We start from the raw sequence: 18,749 nt of genomic DNA on the forward strand, positions 1-18,749 counted from the left end.
AATTTAATATGGCAATAAGAAATTTAAGATTTTTAGGTGATGATTTATTAAGAAAGAAAAGTAGAAAAGTGGATAAAATAGATGATAGAATTCAAGTATTATTAGATGACATGTTGGAAACAATGTATGAAAACAATGGTGTAGGTTTAGCAGCACCTCAAGTTGGAATATTAAAAAGAGTAGTAGTTATAGATATTGGAGAAGGTCCATTGTTTTTAATAAATCCAGAAATTATAGAAGAAGAAGGATTTTATGTAGATCAGGAAGGATGTTTAAGCGTACCAGGTAGACAAGGGGAAGTTAAAAGGCCATATAGAGTAAAAGTTAAAGCACAAGATAGAAAAGGAAATGAAATAATAGTTGAAGGAGAGGAATTATTAGCAAGAGCTTTATGCCACGAAATAGATCATTTAAATGGAATTTTATTTGTGGATAAAGTAATAGAAAGTGAGGTAGAGTAAATTAATGAAAATAGTATTTATGGGAACACCAGAATTTGCAGTACCATCCTTAGAAAGACTTATTAAAGAATTTGGTGTTAAAGCTGTTTTCACTCAACCTGATAGACCTAAAGGAAGAGGAAAAAAACTTGCAATGTCTCCAGTAAAAGAAGTGGCCTTAAGGGAAAATATAGAGGTTTTCCAGCCGCAAAAATTAAGAGAAGACAGAGAGGCAATAGAGTTTTTAAAGGAATTATCACCAGATTTTATTATAGTAGTAGCTTATGGACAAATTTTATCTAAGGAAATATTAGATATTCCTAAATATGGATGCATAAATTTACACGCATCCTTATTACCTAAATATAGAGGAGCAGCTCCTATAAATTGGGCTATAATAAATGGAGAAAAATTTAGTGGAAATACTACTATGTTTATGGATGAGGGATTAGATACAGGAGATATGCTGTTAAAAAATAAATATACTATAGAAGATGATACTACAGCAGGAGAACTTCACGATAAATTAATGGAAAGTGGAGGAGAACTTTTAGTAAAAACTATAAATGGATTAGTAGAAGGTAGTATAAAGCCTGAAAAGCAACAGCATGATCAAAGTTGCTATGCATCTATGTTAGATAAAAAAATGGCCAAAATTAATTGGAATTTAGAAAGTCAAAATATAAAAAACCTTATAAGAGGATTAAACCCATGGCCTTTAGCCTATACTTATTATAAGGGAACTAGAATGAAAATATATGAAGCAGAGGTAATAGATAAAAAAGAAGATTTTTTACCAGGCTATATAGTAGATGTATCAAAAGAAGGAATAAAAGTTGCTACTAAAGATGGGATATTATTATTGAAAAAAATACAATTTCCATCTAAAAAACCTATGTATGTAGAAGAATATATAAGAGGTAATGAAATAGAAAAGGGAACTATATTAGAATAAAAAAGGAGGGATAGTTATGTTTTTTTATGATAGCACTATGATAATCTTAATACCTGCGCTTATAATATCTTTTATAGCTCAAATAAAAGTAAATAGCACATTTGAAAAGTATTCAAAAATTAGAAGTCAAGGTGGGTATACTGGTGAGCAAGTAGCAAGAAGGCTTTTAGATAGTCATGGACTTTTTGACATACCTGTTCAATTAGTTAGGGGAAAACTCACAGATCACTATGATCCTGTAAATAGAGTAATGAGATTATCTTCTGATGTATACTATGGAACTTCTGTAGCATCTATAGGAGTTGCAGCTCATGAAACAGGGCATGCTATTCAACATCAAGAAAATTATGCTCCTTTAAAAATGAGAAATGCCATAGTACCTTTGGCTAATTTAGGATCTAATTTATCTTGGATACTATTTATTCTTGGATTTATATTAAAAATAACAGGTCTTGTTAAAACTGGAATAATACTATTTTCAGCAGTAGTTTTATTTCAATTAATTACTTTACCAGTGGAATTTGATGCTTCCTCCAGAGCTATATCTATGCTAGAAGGAACAGGTACACTTTATGGAGAGGAAGTAATTGGTGCAAAAAGAGTTTTAAGTGCTGCAGCTATGACCTATGTAGCAGCAACACTAACAGCTATCTCACAACTTTTAAGACTTATTGTTTTAAGTAGAAGAAATGATTAATAAGAAAGCTGTATGGCATAAATTTATGCCATACAACTTTCTTATGTATAAATATAAAAATTAGGAGAAGTTTGTATATGGTAACAGATAGAAAAGTAGCAGTAGAAGTATTGAATGCAGTATTTTTAAAAAATGCTTACTCTAATATAGCATTAAATAATGCTTTAAATAAATACAAATTAAATGAAAAAGATAAAGCTTTTATAACGGAATTGGTGTATGGAACTATAAAATATAAATACACTATAGACTTAATTTTAAATAATTACATAAAAAAGGGAATAAAAAGTGTAGATCAATATGTTCTAAATATATTAAGAATAGGTATTTATCAGCTAAGATACCTAGATAAGGTTCCAAATTTTGCAGCAGTAAATGAATGTGTGGAATTGGGCAAAATAAAATCAAAAGGATCTAGTAAGTTTATAAATGGAGTTTTAAGAAACTATATAAGAAACAAAGATAATAAATATTATAATGAAAATAATTTAGTAGAAAAACTATGCTTTGAATATTCCTATCCAAAGTGGATGGTAGATTTATTTTTAAAACAATATGGTAAAGAAAAGATAGAAGAAATATTAAAAGGTTTAAACTCTATACCTTCCATTACTGTTAGAGTTAACAATATTAAAAGTGACTATGAAAGTGTATGGAATGCATTAGAAGATAATGATTATAATATAGAAGAAGGTATAGTTTGTCCTGAAGCTATAAGAATAATTAAAGGACGAAGCATAGAAAAAAATCCTCTTTTTAAACAGGGACTTATAACGGTGCAAGATGAAAGTGCAATGCTTGTAGCAGGAGTTATGGATTTAAAAGAAAATATAAATGTAATGGATCTTTGCAGTGCACCAGGTGGAAAGACTACACATATTTCAGAGATAATGAATAATACAGGGAAAGTTTTAGCTTTTGACATACATGAAAATAAATTGGATTTAATTAAACAAAATAAAGAAAGACTAGGAATTAATAATATAGATCTTATATTAGGAGATGGAACTATATATAATAAAAAATACCATGCTTTTGCAGATAGAATTTTAATAGATGCTCCTTGTTCAGGATTAGGTATTATTAGAAAAAAACCTGAAATAAAATATAGCAAAAGTGCTAAAGATTTAAAATCAATAGTTCATATTCAAAGAAAAATATTAGAAAACGGTGCTAAATACCTTAAAGATAATGGAGTACTTTTATATTCAACCTGTACATTAAACAAAAAAGAAAATATAGAAAACATTAAATGGTTTTTAAAAGAGTTTCCTAATTTTAAGGTGGAAAAAATATTTTTGGGTAATGTAGATAATTTTATATATGATGAGTATGGTACATTAACTATATTGCCAAATGAATACATGGATGGATTTTATATAGCCAAATTAAAAAAACAGCGGTAGGTGTTTAATATGATAAATTTATTAGACTTAAGCTTAGAAGATTTAAAAAAATGGATGAAGGAAAATGGTGAAAAAGAATTTAGAGCAAAACAAGTATTAGACTGGATATATAAAGGAGCATATAATTTTGAAGCTATGAAAAACATACCTAAGGATATTAAAAATAAGCTTCAGGAAAATTTTTATATTAGTGTTCCTTCTGTAGTTGAAAAATATGTGTCTAAAGATAAAAGTACTGTTAAATTTCTTTTTGAGTATAGAGATGGAAACATAATAGAATCTGTTGTTATGAAATATAAACATGGTAATACCATTTGCGTATCTACTCAAGTAGGATGCAAAATGGGATGTACATTTTGTGCTTCTACTATAGGAGGTGTTGTGAGAAGTTTATCTCATGGTGAAATTTTAGGTGAAGTATTAATGGCACAAAAAGAAATTGGAGAAAAAATATCTAATATAGTTATGATGGGTAGTGGAGAGCCACTAGATAATTATGATAATAGTTTAAAATTTATAAAATCCGTAAATAACGAAAATGGTCTTAATATAGGACAAAGGCATATAACTCTTTCAACCTGTGGTATAGTTCCTAAAATAAAAGAACTAGCGGAAGAAAATTTGCAAATAACCTTAGCTATATCATTACATGCACCTAATGACAATATAAGAAGAAAGACCATGCCTATTGCATCTGTTTATTCTATAGAAGAACTACTTGAAGCGTGTAAATATTATATAAGTAAAACCAATAGAAGAATAACTTTTGAATATGCTTTGGTTGATAATTTAAATGATAAAGAGGTACATGCAGAAGAATTATCTAACTTACTAAAGGGATTACTTTGTCATGTGAATCTAATTCCTATAAATAAAATAGATGAAAAAGAGTTTAAAAGTTCTTCCACCAATAAGATTAAAAACTTTAGTAATATATTACTAAAAAATGGCATACAAACTACTATAAGAAGAGAAATGGGCTCAGATATAAATGCAGCCTGTGGACAACTTAGAAGAAGATATGTTAAAAATAATATTAAAGAGGTGTAAGTCTATGGTGGGTATGATAACAGATGTTGGGAATTTTAGAAAGATAAATGAAGATTATGTTGGGTACTATATAGATGAAACAAAAGAAATATACATAGTTGCTGATGGCATGGGTGGACACAATGCAGGAGAAGTTGCTAGTAAATTAGCAGTAAATAGTATAATAGAATATCTAAAAGATATAGAAGATAAAGAAGATATAGAATGCCAACTAATAAAGGCCATAAAAAAGGCTAATGAGCATATATTTAATTTGTCATGTGAAAAAAAAGAATATGAGGGAATGGGAACTACTGTAACAGTAGCTTTTCTTAAAAAAGGAAAAATGGTAGTTGGTAATGTAGGAGATAGTAGTTGTTATATTATTGACAAAGATGATAAAATAATTAAAGTAACTAAAGATCACTCTTTAGTTCAGCAATTAGTGGATAGTGGAAGCATAACAGAAGAAGAAGCCCTCATACATCCAAATAGAAATGTTATAACAAGAGCCTTAGGCACAAGTGATTTAGTTATAGTAGATACATTCTTATTAGAATTAAAAGAAATAAAAAAGATAATACTTTGTACTGATGGATTGACAAATGATATTACACCAAAAGAAATGTATGATATAATAATAACCAATAATAATGAAAATGCATGTAGAATTTTAGTTGAAACTTGTAAAGAAAAAGGTGGTAAAGATAACATATCAGTCATTGTATTTGAAGGAGAGTGTAGTGATGATAGGCACATTACTAGGGAATAGATATGAATTATTAGAAAAGATTGGAGAAGGGGGGATGGCAGAAGTCTATAAGGCAAAATGTCATTTTCTCAATAGATATGTAGCAGTAAAAGTTTTAAAAGAAGAGTTTTCCCGTGATGCTCAATTTGTAGAGAAATTTAAAAGGGAAGCCACAGCTGCAGCAAGTATTTCAGATAATAATATAGTTAATATATATGATGTAGGATCTGAAAAAAATATAAATTATATTGTTATGGAGTATGTTCAAGGAGAAACTTTAAAGGATGTAATTAGAAGAAAAGGGAAAATACCTATTAAAGATGCAGTTAATTTAGCAATTCAAATAGCTAAAGGACTAGAATGTGCTCATAAAAATAACATTATACATAGAGATATAAAACCACATAATATTTTAGTTACAGAGGATAATTTAGTTAAAGTAACGGATTTTGGCATAGCAAAAGCAACTAATTCAGTTACAATAACTAATACTTCGCAAATTATGGGTTCAGTTCATTATTTTTCACCAGAACAGGCTAAGGGAGGATTTGTAGACTTAAGAACAGATATATATTCACTTGGAATTGTTTTATATGAAATGGTAACAGGGCAATTGCCTTATAACGGAGAGACACCAGTGTCTATTGCATTAAAACATATTCAAGGAGATGTTATACCTCCTAAAACAATAAATACTTCTTTACCTGAAAGTTTAAATAGCATAATTTTAAAATGTATGGAAAGAGAACCTATTAAAAGATATCAAAATGTCAGTGAACTTATAAATGATTTAAAGAAAATAGAAAATAATGAACAAGTAAACATAGGAAACACTAGTATAGAAGATGATAGAACTAGGATAATGGATCCTATAAATGTAGATGATTTTAGTGATGAGTTAGAAGATGATGATATTTATTATGAAGAAGATAAAAAAGGACCTATAACCAGCAAAAATAAAAAAATGATAGTAGCTATTACTTCTATTATATTGGTTTTATGCGTGGGGTTTTTATCAGGTTATGTAATATATAATAAAGTGCTTAATGGTGGCAAGAGCATTACAGTTCCTAAAATAGTGGGATTACATAAGGACGAAGCCAAAAAAATTGTGGAAGAAAAAAATTTAGTTTTTCAAATAGTGGCCATAGAAACTAGCGATAAACCAGAGGGGACAGTTTTAAAATCTTCTCCAGAGGAAGGAACGCCTATAAAAGCTAAATCTGAAGTTAGGGTTGTAGTAAGTGGTGGAAAAGAAAAACTTAAGGTGCCGGATCTTCATGATATAGATTTGGAAGTTGCTAAAGATATATTAAGTAGATATGAATTGAGTTTAGGAAATGTATCCTATGAATATAGTGATGTTGTTTCTAAGAATTCTGTTATAAGACAAAACCCTGAAAAAGGTAGCGAGATTGAATTAAAATCTAAGGTGGATTTAGTTATAAGTAAAGGGCCAGAAATAAAGTATTCAACAGTACCAAACCTTTATGGTAGAACTCTTAATGAGGCAAAAAATCTTTTGGAAAATGCTAAATTAAAATTAGGAAATCAAAGAATTGTTGAAACTTCTGATGAAAATTTAGATGGAAAAATATTTGCTCAAACTATAGAGGCTAATACACAAGTAAAGGAAGGTACATTAGTAAGTATAAGTTACTATTCATATAAAGAACCTGAAGTTAAACCAGAAGAACCTACGGAAGAACCTAATGATAAAGAAAATGAAAATAATAATGTTACTGAAGAAGAAACTGGAAAAAAAGAAGATGGAAAATCAGATAAGAATGAAAATAAGAATAAACAATAAAGATATTTAGGAGGAATTATGCAAGGAATCATTACAAAGGGAATAGGTGGATTTTATTATATAAAAACTGAAGATGGATTATATGAATGTAAAGCTAGGGGTAAGTTCAGACTAGATGAACTTACCCCTATGGTTGGAGATAAGGTAGAGATAAAAATTGATAATAATTCTAAAGGAACTATAGAAAAAATATTTGAAAGAAAAAATAAATTAATCAGACCTGCAGTAGCTAATATATCTCAAGCTATAATTGTATTTGCTTTTAAAAATCCTAATATTAATTTGGATTTATTAAATAAATTTTTATTACAATGTGAATACAACGAAATAAAGGCTGTAGTAGCATTTAATAAAGTAGATTTAGTAGATAATCCAGATAAAGAAGAAGTAGTAGACATAGTAAAAAGTGCAGGTTATGAAGTTATATATTTAAATGCTAAAGAAGGTATAGGTATTGAAAAAATAAAGGAAAAACTAAAAGGAAATTTAAATGTATTATGTGGACCTTCTGGAGCAGGAAAATCAACTATAATAAATAAATTAGTAGGTAAAGATGTAATGCAGACAGGTCAAATAAGTGAAAAGCTAAAAAGGGGTAAGCATACTACAAGGCATAGCGAACTTATAGAAGTTGAAAATGGATTTTTAGTAGATACACCTGGTTTTTCATCTTTAACTATAGATGATATAGAAAAAGAGGAAGTCCAATTTTTATTTCCGGAATTTATAGATTATATAAATAGATGTAAATTTACTGGATGTCTACATTATAAAGAACCTAGTTGTGCATTAAAAAATGCTTTAGAACAAGGAAAAATACATAAGAAAAGATATGAATTTTATATACAAATAATAGAAGAAAAATTAAGGGGGAAAAGTAACAAATGGTAAAAATAGCACCTTCAATATTATCAGCAGATTTTGCAAATTTAGGAAGAGACATCGAAAGCATAGAAAAGTATGGTGCAGATGTTGTACATTTTGATGTAATGGATGGAAGATATGTACCTAATATATCTTTTGGAGTGCCTATAATGAAGAGTATAAAAGGATTAACTAAATTACCTTTTGATGTACACCTTATGATAGAAGAGCCTTCAAAATATATAGAGGACTTTGCAAAATCAGGAGCAGATATTATTACATTTCACTATGAAGCTGAAACACATATAGATAGAACTATAAATTACATAAAATCCTTTGGAGTTAAAGCTGGAATTGCATTAAATCCTGGAACTTCTGTAAGTCTTATAAAGGATCTTATACCTTCTTTAGATATGGTTCTTATAATGTCAGTTAATCCTGGTTTTGGAGGACAAAAATACATACCTTATGCCTCAGAAAAAATAAGGGAACTTAAAAAACTAAAAGATGAATTAAATAAAGACTTAATAATAGAAGTAGATGGTGGAGTAGGTAAGGATAATATAAAAGATATAGTAAACTGTGGAGTGGATTTAGTAGTAGCAGGATCTGCAGTTTTTAAAGATGGAAAAATAGAAGAAAACCTAAAAGAGTTAAGAGGGGCTTTAAAATGAAGGCATTAATAGTTTGTGGAGGAAAGGCACCAGAAAAGGAATTATTATTGGAGGAATTAAAGGATAGTAATATAGTTATAGCAGCAGATAAAGGAGCAGAAACTTTACATACGTATGGTGTGAAACCTACTTTAATAGTGGGAGATTTTGATTCTATAGACGAAAATATTTTAAATTATTATAAGGAAAGTAATGTTGATTTAAATGTATTTCCAGAAGAAAAGGATTTTACTGATTCTCAAGCGGCGGTTATAAAAGCTATAGATATGGGAACGGATAAAATAGCTTTATTAGGATGTACTGGCAGTAGATTAGATCATGTTTTGGGGAATATAAATCTTTTATATTCCTCCTTAAATTTTAATGTGCAATGTTATATAAGAGATGAATTTAATTATATAAAAATGGTGAATAAATCTACCTATATAAAGAAAGACAAATTCAAATATTTTTCATTAATAAGTTTTAAAGAAGATGTAGTAAATTTAACTATACATGGGGCTAAATATCCTTTGAATAATTATCACCTAAAAGTGGGAGATGTTTTAGGAATATCCAATGAAATTAAAGAAAATGAAGCTTATATAGATTTTTCTTCTGGTATTCTTTTGATAATTCAGAGTAGAGATTAATAAACACTATTTTTAAAATTCCACATATAATATAATAAAATCAATTTAAAGAGGGGCTTGATTTGTGGAAGAGTAGACGTGGTAGAAAAAAACTAGGTATGATAATTGGTTCAATTGGAATTGGTATAATAGCCACTTTTATCCTTCCTATTTGGGGATGGATTTTAGCAGTTGGTGGAGGGCTTATATATGCTGGTTGGTATTTGATTCAGCAAAATAAATAAGAGGTGAATTGATGAAAATAGTTGCAATTAAATTGCCAAAGTGTATTTCTAAAATTATAAAGTTTATATTTAAAAAAGTATAACAAAAAATGCAATTGATGCCAATTGCATTTTTTGATTTATATTGCACGTTGAACTTTACCGGAACGTAAGCATCTAGTACATGCGTGTATAGTCTTAGGTGTTCCCTTAACTATAGCTTTAACTTTCTTAAGGTTTGGAGCCCAAGTTCTCTTTGATTTACGATGAGAGTGACTATATTGGATTCCAGATGTAACGCCTTTACCACAAATTTCACATTTTCTTGACATTCTGAAAACACCTCCTTTGTAAATTGGAAAAAAAACTTCCCAATTAAAACCTATATCATTTTATCACATTACATATAATATATGCAAGTGTATAAGTGAAATAAAAATGCTATAGTCAAAATTTTTATTTAATGAATAATTAACAATTAAATAAAAAGGATATATTTTCTTGAATAAAATTAGTATTTAATATAAAATAACTTTAAGGCTTATGTTTAAGGAGGTTTATTAATATGATAGGAAATATTAATAATGAATATGGATATATTAATTACTCTGAAGAGGTTTTAGGTAATATAGTAGGAGTTTCTACCATGGAATGCTATGGTGTTGTAGGAATGGCTTCTAGAAATGCTAAAGATGGATTATGGGAGCTTTTAAAAGGAGAAAATTTAAGTAAAGGTGTGAAAATAAAAAATAAAGAAGATAAAATATATATAGAATTATATATAATTGTTGAGTATGGGACAAAAATTTCAGTAATAGCAAGTAATATAATACAAAAGGTAAAATATAATGTTGAAAACTACACAGGCCTTAAAGTTTCCAACATAACAGTAAATGTTCAAGGTGTTAGAGTTTAAGGAGGTAGCTTGAAATGGAATACTTAAATATAGACGGTCATTGTTTTTATAATATGATGATAAATGCTAGTAATAAATTAGAAAGTCAAAAAGAATATATTAATTCATTAAATGTATTTCCAGTACCTGATGGAGATACAGGAACTAATATGTCCATGACTTTTAGGTCAGCAGTTATGGAAATAAAGGATAAAAAAGAGAGTACTATAGGAGATATTGCAAAGAGCCTTTCTAGAGGTGCACTAATGGGTGCAAGAGGTAATTCTGGAGTAATTTTATCTCAAATACTTAGAGGTATTGCAAAGGGGTTAGAAAATAAAGAAGTAGTTAATGGAGAACAGTTAGCAGAATCTATAATAGAGGGTTCTAAATCTGCATATAAGGCTGTTATGAGACCTACTGAGGGAACTATATTAACTATAATAAGAGCCGCAGGAGAAGCAGCAGATAAAAGTAGAAGAAAAAATGTCTTAGAATTAATGAAAGATGTTTGTGATTATAGCAGTGAAACATTAAGCAAAACTCCAGAAATGTTACCAGTATTAAAAGAAGCTAAAGTTGTAGATGCTGGTGGTGCTGGATTACTAATCATTTTACAAGGAATGTATGAAGTTTTAGAAAAAAATCTACAGGATGTTTCTATAGTGGATGAAGGAAAAGGTAAAGTAACCTATGAAGCGGCTAAAACTATAAAAGAAGAAGATATAAAATTTGGATATTGTACAGAATTTTTTATAGTATCAAAGGATGCAGATGTAGACAAATTTAAAAAGGATTTAGAGCCTCATGGAGATTCTATGATAGTAGTTGGTTCCGATGATTTGGTAAAAGTTCATATACACACAAATGATCCAGGAAAGGTTTTGTCAAAGGCAATAAAATTAGGACCTTTATCTAAAATAAAAATTGATAATATGAGAGAACAACACAGACACATATTAGAAGATGAGGATTTAAAAGACATATCAAAAGAAGAAACTGTAAAAAATAGTAAGAAAAAACCATATGCATTTATAGCAGTAGCTTTAGGAGAAGGAATTAGAGATGCATTTAAGGATTTAGGAGTTGACGTCATAATAGAAGGCGGTCAAACTATGAATCCAAGTACTGAGGATATAATTAAAGCTATAGATAAAATTAATGCAGAAAATATATTTATACTTCCAAATAATAAGAATATAATTATGGCTGCAAAACAAGCTAAGGAGCTATCAGAAAAAAATATACATGTAATAGAAACTAAAACAATACCTCAAGGTATAACAGCTCTTACCATGTTTAATTTTGAAGGTAGTTTAGAAGATAATATAAAAGCTATGGAAAAAGGTATAAAAGAGGTCAAAACAGGTTCTGTAACTTATGCTGTAAGAGATACAGAAGTAGATGGAAAAACAATAAAATCTGGTGATATCATTGGACTTAAGGAAGGAAATATAGAAGAAGTAGGTAATGATATATTAGAAGTTTGTCGAAAACTAATACAAGATATGGTAGATGAAGATAGTGAACTTATTACTTTGTTTTATGGAGAAGATTGCGATAAAGATAAAGTAGAGGAATTTATAGATGAGATTGAAGAAATATACAGTGATTTAGATGTTCAATGTTTTGAAGGAAAACAGCCATTATATTATTTTATTGTTTCTGTTGAATAAAAAAAGCCATTTGGCTTTTTTTATTTAATTAGAAAAATAATGTGGAGTGATAACACATGGATATATATAGTAGTGTAGGAGAGTTAAAGGGAGTAGGGCCTAAAACTTTAGAAAAATTAAATAAATGTGGCATATTTACAATAATGGACTTATTATTATATTTTCCAAGAGACTATAAAATTATAAAATCTTGTGATAGTTTAAAAAATGCTCTAGAAAAGCAGGAAATAATTATAACAGCACAGGTTTTAGAAGTAAAAAAAGATGTAAGAACTAGAACTGGCAAAGTGATATCTACAGTAATACTAGAAAATGAAGAAGAAGTGATAAAATGTAGATGGTTTAATCAACCGTACATAAAAAATAAATTTAGAATAGGTAGGCAATATACTTTTCATGGTAAACTTGATATATACAGAGGAGAAAAATTAATTATAAATCCTAAAATAGTAGAGAAAAATATTAAAGAAAATGATATTATAAATGAAATAGTAATGCCTATATATCCTTTAAGAGAAGGTGTGAAAAATAATACTTTTGTAAAACTAATAAAAGATGTATTAGATAAATTAATAATAGAAGAAAATTTACCTAGACAAATTATAGAAAAGTATAATTTTTGTTCTTTAGATGAAAGTATTAGGGCTATTCACAACCCAGTTAGTGAATCACAGTTAGAATTTGCTAGAAGAAGATTAAAATTTCAGGAACTTTTTACTTACTCATTAAAAATATCTCTATTAAAAGAAAGTAGAAAGCAAAATAATAAAGGCATAGCATTTAAAATATATAAAGATGAAATAAATAAGCTACAAAACAAATTAAAATTCCAGCTCACTAAGGCACAAAGCTTAGTGTTAGAAGAAATTCTAAAGGATCAAAATAAGAATATCCCAATGAATAGGTTAGTACAAGGAGATGTAGGGTCAGGTAAGACTATACTTGCTATAATTGCATTGCTTAATGTAGCTTTAAATGGATATCAAGGAGTTTTAATGGCACCAACAGAAATATTAGCACAACAACATTTTATAGAAATTAAAAAACTACTTTCAGAATTTAATATAAGAGTACAGCTTTTATGTGGAAGCACTTCAAATAAAGCAAAACTTAATATAAAGAAAGCATTAAAAATGGGAGAAATAGATATAATAGTAGGAACTCATGCTTTAATAGAGGATGATGTGGAATTTAAAAAATTGGGAATCGTAATAACGGATGAGCAACATAGATTTGGAGTTATGCAACGAAATAAATTATTTACAAAAGGAGAAGGAGCAGACATATTAGTAATGACAGCTACACCAATACCAAGAACATTAAGTTTATATTTATATGGAGATTTAGATATTTCTATAATAGATGAGTTGCCACCAGGCAGACAAAAGGTAGATACTTATTTTATAAATGAAAAAAAACGAAATAGAATATATTCCTTTGCCTTAAAAGAAATTAAAAAGGGAAGACAGGTATACGTAGTTTGTCCATTAGTGGAGGAAAATGATCAATTGGATTTAACTTCAGTGCAGGAGCTTTATAAAGATTTAAAAGATAACTATTTTAACCAAATAGAAATGGAAATATTGCATGGTAAGATGACTCCTAAGGAAAAAAATGATATTATGTTAAGATTTAAAAACAATGAAGTAAAATTATTAGTATCCACCACAGTAATAGAAGTTGGAATCAATGTTCCTAATGCTACTATTATGATAATAGAAGGAGCAGAAAGATTTGGCTTGGCACAACTTCATCAACTAAGAGGAAGAGTTGGAAGAGGTAGTGAAAAATCTTATTGTATTTTAATGGGCAATATTAAAAATATGAAGACAAGGAAGAGAATGGAAACCTTGGTAAAAAGTAATGATGGTTTTTTTATAGCAGAACAGGATTTAAAAATAAGAGGCAGTGGAGAAATATTTGGCTTCAGACAACATGGAGAAGAAAATTTAATTTTATCTAATCCCATAGATGATATAGACATACTCAAAATAGCTCATAGGGAATCTCAAGAATTACTAAAGAGCAATAAAAAAGAGGATATAAAAATTCTTAAATACTTAGGAACAAAAATAGATAAACAGAAAAAATATATTTGTTTTAATTAAATCAAATTTTTTATAAAGGCTTTGTGTAAAAATAATAAATATGATAAAATTATAACAAAAACTACATAGTTAAAGACAGGAGGAAAAAGATGAGAATAATAGCGGGTAGCGCAAAGGGAAGAAAAATTCTACCGCCAGAAGGTATGAATACAAGGCCTACTCTTGATAGAGTTAAGGAGAACATATTTAATATAATACAAGTATATGTTTATGGAGCAAAAACCTTAGATCTATTTGCAGGTACAGGAAGTTTAGGATTAGAGGCTGTAAGTAGAGGGGCTTGTGAATGTTATCTTATAGACAGATTTCCTCAAACTTATAGTTTGTTAGAAACTAATGTTAAAAATCTTGGTTTTCAAGATAAATGCAAATGCATTAATATGGATTCCTACGATGCATTAACTTTTTTAAAGGAAAAAGGAGAGGAATTTGATATAATATTTATTGATCCTCCATACTTGAGAAATATGGTACCGCCAGCTATAGAAAAAATAGATGAATATGATCTTTTGAAAAAAGATGGTATAATAGCCATAAAAATTGATTCAAAAGAGGAAATTTTTCAAGGTAGTGAGCATATTAAATTAGTAAGAAGTAAAAAGTATGGAAATACCACAGTATGCTTTTATAAATATAAGGAGGATTAAAATGAATATTGCCGTGTATCCAGGAAGTTTTGACCCTATAACTAATGGACATTTAGATATAATAAAAAGAGCTTCCCAAGTTTTTGATAAAGTAGTAGTAGGAATTTTAGTAAATCCAGATAAAAAAGGATTGTTTACAATAGAAGAAAGAGAAAAATTAATATCAAGAGTAGTAAAGGATATACCTAACGTTGAAGTTAGAAGCTTTAGTGGACTTTTAGTGGACTTTATGAATGAAGAAAATATAAAGGTTATTATAAAAGGATTAAGAGCTATGTCAGACTTTGAATACGAATTTCAAATGGCTCTTATGAATAAAAAATTAAATCCAGATATAGAAACTTTATTTATGATGACTTGTGCTCAATATTCATATTTAAGCTCTTCATCAGTGAAACAGGTAGCTATGTTTGGAGGATGTATAAAAGGTCTTGTGCCTGATGAAATAATAGAGGATATATTTAAAAAACTAAATAATAAATAGAAGGTGATTTAATGGATGTAATAAAATTATTAGAGTATCTACAGGATATAATAGAAACTTCTTCTAAAGTTCCTATGACAGGAAGAGTGGTTGTAGATAAAAAAGAAGTATTAGAGGTAATAGATAAAATAATAAATGAACTACCAGCTGAAATAAAAAAAGCGCAATGTATATGTGATAGGAAAGAGAAAATAATAGAAGAAGGAGAAAGAGAAAGGGAAAGACTCCAAAAGGAAAGCTTAGAAATATTTCGTGAAAGGGTAAGCGAACATAATGTAACAAAAGAAGCCGAAATTATAGCTAAAGATATAATAAGCTCTGCTGAAGAAGATGCAAAATCTATTAGGCAAGGAGCACGTGACTATGCCTATGATGTAATTTCTTCTTTGGAAAAAGATGTATTAATATATAGAGAAAAATTAATGCACAATATAAAAGAGGAAATGGAGGGCTTTGTCCATTCTCTTGAAAATGATTTTAAAGACACAACAAAAATTTTACAAAATAATTTAAAAGAATTAGAACAAATGAATAAGTAATTATTTTATTTTTATTTCATTATATTTAAATACAATGAAAGGTAATAAAAGTAAAAGCAGTACAATAAAAATAGATTTATTCCCAATTGGTGTGGAATTAATAAACACAAAAGTAGGACTCTTTTTATAGATATATTTATAAAGTAATAGTGAATATATACTACAAAATATGCCTTGAATTATTTTGTGTTTAACATAGTATTTTGTAGAGAATTTTAGTCTGGTCATAAAAGAGTTACATTGCCATATTATGCATATGCCGCTAAAACCTAATAAAAAACCCAATACTAATATTTTTATATCTAAAGATATACAAGATGAAGAAATTAAATTACATCCATTAGTAATTTCTAAAATTCCAAGTATAAAACCTTTAGTTAATTCATTAGGAATTTTAAACAAATTATACGTAAAATTTGAAATAGCATTAAATATAATGCTATTTTTTATTATTTCATTAAGTATAAAAAATAAAGTTACAAAGCCCCCTACTAAAGTTGAAGTTTTTATAGCATTTTCTATAGAGTTTTTTAAAGTAGTCCCCATATCAAAAGATGACCCTTTTTTATTAGAATAATAATCTTTAATTTTAGATTTATTAGGCATTATAATCCCCATGGTAAAGCAAGATAAATAGCTGGATGCTAAAAAAATATATCCTAAAGTTTTATCTTTAAGCATAGATGCTCCTAGTGTACCCACTATAAAAAGTGGACTTGCATTTGAAGCTATATTTAAAAGTCGGCTACAGGTATTGAAATCTATAAGTCCTTCCTCATATAGATCACAAGAATATTTTGCTCCTAATGGATAACCACATAATGCACTTACTATTAATGGGAAACTACATTGGGTTGGAAGTTTAAGTGGATGGCATAGTGTTTTCCCAAATAGCTTAGAATATATACCTACTCCATTTGAATACAATATTAAATTTGATATAACTAAAAAAGGAAAAAGAGAAGGGAACACCTTATAAAAAAATAAATTTATTCCCTGTAAGCAACTATCAATACATTTTAGTGGATTTAAAATAAAAAATAATATAAGTAATGTGCATATAAAAGTTAGTATATAAGATATATCTTTAATATAATAAATCAATGCAATTGATAATAAAAAAATAATGAAATATACTATAAATATCAAAATTAACCTCTTAAATAAATTGCTATATTACAATATATATGGAGAGTTTTTGAAATTATTCTTCTAGATTAACTTTGCTAAACAACTAACAAAGAATAGTGTCAGAGTACTTGATAGTATTTCATGTTATGATATGAAAGATAATGTACACTATTTTTTAATTAACTGCTTATTATGATATTTTGAAAGAGTAAGTATAGCTACTATAGAACCTATTAATGCAAAAAGCATGTCCCACTGGGTATCCCATATATCTCCTTGAGTTCCTAAAAAGGCTTCTGCAGCTGTGCCTGTAAATTCTGCTACTGCAAATTCAGTTAATTAGTTAAATAAGGTTATGGATAAAATTGGGGAAGAGTTAGGGAAAAATTGGGGACGGTTAATGCAATTTTATCATAAAAGTGGCAAAATTACATTAACCGTCCCTCCAATTTATCCCTCCAATTTATTCATTTAAAACTGGATTTTTTAAGAAGTCGTCTAAGGGATTTACTTTTTTATTTAAAAGACTATAGCATTTAGTGGCATTTATATCTAAATTAAGAGTACTATCTATTTTTTTAGGTATTTTATTTATAATTGGTATATTAGAATTTTTCTTCATGAGCTTTAAAATCTCCCTGCCTTTTTTGTTAAAACTTAATATTCTGGCATAGGGACATGGTTTTCTTCTCAATTCATCACTATTTATCATATCCATTCCTAAAAAATACTGACATAGAATTCGTTTTATCCTGGTATGAGTGTATCTTTTGGTTTTTATCATATCTATTGCTTCGGTTAACGAATTTGATGTATCTAAGGCTTTATATATCCTATTGTGCAGGCCTTCTGAAACATCAGGAAGGTTTTCAATAGATTTATTGTTTGAAAAATATTTATATTTTATATATGGAAACATATCCTCTTCAAAAGGAAATTTATATTGTTCATTTTGAAATTTTTTGAGAACATTTAATAGGTATTCAGGCACTGATTTTACTAATTTATCTAAATCTTTATTATTTTCTAAATGAGTTCTTATAGCTGTAGCACTAGGAAGTTTTTCACTTAAATACAATGAATTGTAATAAGAACCTTCACGTTTTATTGTAAAGGGTTTAATATTACTGTTAATTCTAAATAAATTTTTACAGTATTCTATAGCCAGTATGTTATTTGATAAACATAAAAGATTGTTAAAGTTAAAATTATTACTTTCTGTACTCATAAAGTTTATTAATGCTTTTTCACGAGCATTTGGAAAGGACATACCCTTGTCTACAAAATTTTTTAAATCTTCTTTAAAACTCTCAGGTTCTTCATGTAGAATTTTTGAAACTTTTAAAATAAAATCTATATCACCTAATTCACTACCAAAACATATATTATTTACTACATTTATACCTTCTAAAAGAGATACAGCTCCATAGGCAAAAAATTCGGCGGAGGAAGTACTATATATAGTAGGAAGTTCTAAAACTAAATCTACCCCATTTAATGTAGCTAATTTTGCTCTAGTCCACTTATCTAATATAGCAGGACTTCCTCTTTGTACAAAGTGACCGCTCATTACTGCTATAATTCCATCGCAATTAGTTATCTCTTTGGTTTTATTTAAATGATATAAATGTCCATTATGAAAGGGATTATATTCAACTATTACACCAGTTATATTCAAAAATATTCCTCCTTTAGTATAAATAATTGTTTAAAATTCTTTTAATTGTCAAAAATATTATACAATATATTAATTAACATATAAACATTGATATTATTTTAACATCTTTATACATTGGTATATGCTATAA

20 protein-coding genes and 1 pseudogene are annotated in these 18,749 nt (G+C 28.1%); 17 read left to right on the forward strand and 4 right to left on the reverse strand.

Translation table 11 applies throughout. The features are described 5' to 3' along the window. Window positions 1–8: 8 nt before the first annotated feature. The 11 genes from def to CKV72_RS04980 all read left to right on the forward strand — a co-directional run bounded on the left by def (window position 9) and on the right by CKV72_RS04980 (window position 9,482). Window positions 9–461, forward strand: coding sequence for a peptide deformylase (gene def, locus CKV72_RS04930; RefSeq protein WP_095177652.1), 453 nt, complete (start codon window positions 9–11; stop codon window positions 459–461). A gap of 4 nt (window positions 462–465) precedes the next feature. After that, complete coding sequence (gene fmt / locus CKV72_RS04935; protein ID WP_095177653.1) at window positions 466–1,395, forward strand: methionyl-tRNA formyltransferase; 930 nt, start codon at window positions 466–468, stop codon at window positions 1,393–1,395. Window positions 1,396–1,411: 16 nt separating this feature from the next. Beyond that, window positions 1,412–2,092 (forward strand): zinc metallopeptidase, encoded by a 681-nt coding sequence (locus tag CKV72_RS04940; protein ID WP_095177654.1) that lies wholly within the window; start codon window positions 1,412–1,414, stop codon window positions 2,090–2,092. Between the two features lie 77 nt (window positions 2,093–2,169). Continuing rightward, window positions 2,170–3,498 (forward strand): 16S rRNA (cytosine(967)-C(5))-methyltransferase RsmB, encoded by a 1,329-nt coding sequence (rsmB, locus tag CKV72_RS04945; RefSeq protein ID WP_095177655.1) that lies wholly within the window; start codon window positions 2,170–2,172, stop codon window positions 3,496–3,498. Between the two features lie 9 nt (window positions 3,499–3,507). Then, on the forward strand, window positions 3,508–4,548 hold the full coding sequence (gene rlmN / locus CKV72_RS04950; RefSeq protein WP_095177656.1) for a dual-specificity RNA methyltransferase RlmN: 1,041 nt from the start codon (window positions 3,508–3,510) through the stop codon (window positions 4,546–4,548). Window positions 4,549–4,552: 4 nt separating this feature from the next. Continuing rightward, window positions 4,553–5,299: a Stp1/IreP family PP2C-type Ser/Thr phosphatase gene (locus tag CKV72_RS04955; protein WP_168943649.1), complete on the forward strand. Its 747-nt coding sequence runs from the start codon at window positions 4,553–4,555 to the stop codon at window positions 5,297–5,299. Next, entirely contained in the window at window positions 5,274–7,088 is a 1,815-nt protein-coding gene (gene pknB / locus CKV72_RS04960; RefSeq protein WP_168943640.1) for a Stk1 family PASTA domain-containing Ser/Thr kinase, read from the forward strand. Before CKV72_RS04955 ends, pknB begins: the two co-directional genes overlap by 26 nt. A gap of 18 nt (window positions 7,089–7,106) precedes the next feature. Continuing rightward, window positions 7,107–7,979, forward strand: a complete 873-nt coding sequence (rsgA, locus tag CKV72_RS04965; RefSeq protein WP_095177657.1) for a ribosome small subunit-dependent GTPase A — start codon at window positions 7,107–7,109, stop codon at window positions 7,977–7,979. Continuing rightward, entirely contained in the window at window positions 7,973–8,626 is a 654-nt protein-coding gene (gene rpe, locus CKV72_RS04970) for a ribulose-phosphate 3-epimerase (RefSeq protein WP_095177658.1), read from the forward strand. Before rsgA ends, rpe begins: the two co-directional genes overlap by 7 nt. Next, complete coding sequence (locus CKV72_RS04975) at window positions 8,623–9,258, forward strand: thiamine diphosphokinase (protein WP_095177659.1); 636 nt, start codon at window positions 8,623–8,625, stop codon at window positions 9,256–9,258. The genes rpe and CKV72_RS04975 overlap by 4 nt, the downstream gene beginning before the upstream one ends. Before the next feature lie 62 nt (window positions 9,259–9,320). Then, window positions 9,321–9,482 (forward strand): hypothetical protein, encoded by a 162-nt coding sequence (locus CKV72_RS04980; protein ID WP_157726537.1) that lies wholly within the window; start codon window positions 9,321–9,323, stop codon window positions 9,480–9,482. Between the two features lie 119 nt (window positions 9,483–9,601). Here CKV72_RS04980 and rpmB read toward each other — a convergent pair whose 3' ends face one another. Beyond that, the gene (rpmB, locus tag CKV72_RS04985) at window positions 9,602–9,793 is read right to left on the reverse strand and encodes a 50S ribosomal protein L28 (protein WP_089864086.1); all 192 of its coding nucleotides are present in this window, start codon (window positions 9,791–9,793) and stop codon (window positions 9,602–9,604) included. Window positions 9,794–10,026: 233 nt separating this feature from the next. Here rpmB and CKV72_RS04990 point away from each other — a divergent pair, with 233 nt between their 5' ends. The 6 genes from CKV72_RS04990 (at window position 10,027) to CKV72_RS05015 (ending at window position 15,810) form a co-directional block, all read left to right on the forward strand. Continuing rightward, window positions 10,027–10,377 (forward strand): Asp23/Gls24 family envelope stress response protein, encoded by a 351-nt coding sequence (locus tag CKV72_RS04990; RefSeq protein WP_089864088.1) that lies wholly within the window; start codon window positions 10,027–10,029, stop codon window positions 10,375–10,377. A gap of 14 nt (window positions 10,378–10,391) precedes the next feature. Next, complete coding sequence (locus CKV72_RS04995; protein ID WP_089864090.1) at window positions 10,392–12,032, forward strand: DAK2 domain-containing protein; 1,641 nt, start codon at window positions 10,392–10,394, stop codon at window positions 12,030–12,032. A gap of 56 nt (window positions 12,033–12,088) precedes the next feature. Continuing rightward, window positions 12,089–14,140 carry an ATP-dependent DNA helicase RecG gene (gene recG / locus CKV72_RS05000; protein WP_095177660.1) on the forward strand — a complete coding sequence of 684 codons (2,052 nt, stop codon included), beginning with the start codon at window positions 12,089–12,091 and terminating at the stop codon, window positions 14,138–14,140. An 89-nt stretch (window positions 14,141–14,229) separates the two neighbouring features. Beyond that, a complete protein-coding gene (gene rsmD / locus CKV72_RS05005; protein ID WP_089864094.1) occupies window positions 14,230–14,787 on the forward strand; it encodes a 16S rRNA (guanine(966)-N(2))-methyltransferase RsmD in 558 nt (185 codons plus the stop codon). 1 nt (window position 14,788) lies between these two features. Beyond that, window positions 14,789–15,271, forward strand: a complete 483-nt coding sequence (gene coaD, locus CKV72_RS05010; RefSeq protein WP_089864096.1) for a pantetheine-phosphate adenylyltransferase — start codon at window positions 14,789–14,791, stop codon at window positions 15,269–15,271. Between the two features lie 11 nt (window positions 15,272–15,282). After that, complete coding sequence (locus CKV72_RS05015) at window positions 15,283–15,810, forward strand: ATPase (RefSeq protein WP_089864098.1); 528 nt, start codon at window positions 15,283–15,285, stop codon at window positions 15,808–15,810. Here the strand turns inward: CKV72_RS05015 and ylbJ are convergent, their stop codons facing one another. The 3 genes and pseudogenes from ylbJ to CKV72_RS05030 all read right to left on the reverse strand — a co-directional run bounded on the left by ylbJ (window position 15,811) and on the right by CKV72_RS05030 (window position 18,619). Next, window positions 15,811–16,959, reverse strand: coding sequence for a sporulation integral membrane protein YlbJ (gene ylbJ / locus CKV72_RS05020; RefSeq protein ID WP_095177661.1), 1,149 nt, complete (start codon window positions 16,957–16,959; stop codon window positions 15,811–15,813). Window positions 16,960–17,109: 150 nt separating this feature from the next. Further along, window positions 17,110–17,280: pseudogene (locus CKV72_RS12575) on the reverse strand (DUF2238 domain-containing protein); the annotation flags it as partial. A 124-nt stretch (window positions 17,281–17,404) separates the two neighbouring features. Then, the gene (locus CKV72_RS05030) at window positions 17,405–18,619 is read right to left on the reverse strand and encodes a nucleotidyltransferase (RefSeq protein WP_089864102.1); all 1,215 of its coding nucleotides are present in this window, start codon (window positions 18,617–18,619) and stop codon (window positions 17,405–17,407) included. Between the last annotated feature and the right edge of the window lie 130 nt (window positions 18,620–18,749).

It is taken from the genome of Clostridium cochlearium (genome assembly GCF_900187165.1).
In the GTDB taxonomy this organism is placed as follows: domain Bacteria; phylum Bacillota; class Clostridia; order Clostridiales; family Clostridiaceae; genus Clostridium_G; species Clostridium_G cochlearium.

Excerpts from the sequence above, each read along its gene's own strand:
- def (WP_095177652.1), top strand. The coding sequence starts at position 9 with ATGGCAATAAGAAATTTAAGATTTTTAGGTGATGATTTATTAAGAAAG.
- fmt (WP_095177653.1), top strand. The coding sequence starts at position 466 with ATGAAAATAGTATTTATGGGAACACCAGAATTTGCAGTACCATCCTTA.
- CKV72_RS04940 (WP_095177654.1), top strand. The coding sequence starts at position 1,412 with ATGTTTTTTTATGATAGCACTATGATAATCTTAATACCTGCGCTTATA.
- rsmB (WP_095177655.1), top strand. The coding sequence starts at position 2,170 with ATGGTAACAGATAGAAAAGTAGCAGTAGAAGTATTGAATGCAGTATTT.
- rlmN (WP_095177656.1), top strand. The coding sequence starts at position 3,508 with ATGATAAATTTATTAGACTTAAGCTTAGAAGATTTAAAAAAATGGATG.
- CKV72_RS04955 (WP_168943649.1), top strand. The coding sequence starts at position 4,553 with ATGGTGGGTATGATAACAGATGTTGGGAATTTTAGAAAGATAAATGAA.
- pknB (WP_168943640.1), top strand. The coding sequence starts at position 5,274 with ATGATAGGCACATTACTAGGGAATAGATATGAATTATTAGAAAAGATT.
- rsgA (WP_095177657.1), top strand. The coding sequence starts at position 7,107 with ATGCAAGGAATCATTACAAAGGGAATAGGTGGATTTTATTATATAAAA.
- rpe (WP_095177658.1), top strand. The coding sequence starts at position 7,973 with ATGGTAAAAATAGCACCTTCAATATTATCAGCAGATTTTGCAAATTTA.
- CKV72_RS04975 (WP_095177659.1), top strand. The coding sequence starts at position 8,623 with ATGAAGGCATTAATAGTTTGTGGAGGAAAGGCACCAGAAAAGGAATTA.
- rpmB (WP_089864086.1), bottom strand. The coding sequence starts at position 9,793 with ATGTCAAGAAAATGTGAAATTTGTGGTAAAGGCGTTACATCTGGAATC.
- CKV72_RS04990 (WP_089864088.1), top strand. The coding sequence starts at position 10,027 with ATGATAGGAAATATTAATAATGAATATGGATATATTAATTACTCTGAA.
- CKV72_RS04995 (WP_089864090.1), top strand. The coding sequence starts at position 10,392 with ATGGAATACTTAAATATAGACGGTCATTGTTTTTATAATATGATGATA.
- recG (WP_095177660.1), top strand. The coding sequence starts at position 12,089 with ATGGATATATATAGTAGTGTAGGAGAGTTAAAGGGAGTAGGGCCTAAA.
- rsmD (WP_089864094.1), top strand. The coding sequence starts at position 14,230 with ATGAGAATAATAGCGGGTAGCGCAAAGGGAAGAAAAATTCTACCGCCA.
- coaD (WP_089864096.1), top strand. The coding sequence starts at position 14,789 with ATGAATATTGCCGTGTATCCAGGAAGTTTTGACCCTATAACTAATGGA.
- CKV72_RS05015 (WP_089864098.1), top strand. The coding sequence starts at position 15,283 with ATGGATGTAATAAAATTATTAGAGTATCTACAGGATATAATAGAAACT.